The organism is Streptomyces sp. SID12501, assembly GCF_010550245.1.
Lineage (GTDB): Bacteria > Actinomycetota > Actinomycetes > Streptomycetales > Streptomycetaceae > Streptomyces.
Genome location: NZ_JAAGLU010001130.1, coordinates 1 through 245, shown reverse-complemented (window position 1 = coordinate 245; position 245 = coordinate 1). Strand labels below are relative to the sequence as shown.

Sequence of the window (245 nt, the reverse complement as noted above, 5' to 3'; positions counted from 1 at the left end):
CGGGCGGTGAGGGCGTGCAGGTGGATGGGGTTGCGGTCGCCGGAGGCGGCGGCGTACCGCCGGCCGACGTCCTCCCCGAGTCGCCATTCGGCGACCAGTGGCAGCGCCTCGTGTTCGTCGCAGGCGGCAGGCTGCTCCACACGCCGGTGCCGTGCCAGATAGGTGCTCCGCGACTCCCACACCAGTTCCTCGCCCTCCCGCACCTCCGTCTGCACGGCGGCCTCGGTGCCGCGTCGGTGGGACGT

At 73.9% G+C, this 245-nt stretch carries 1 pseudogene; it reads right to left on the bottom strand.

The features are described from left to right. Positions 1–245 (bottom strand): annotated as a pseudogene (locus G3I71_RS50140) (hypothetical protein); the annotation flags it as partial.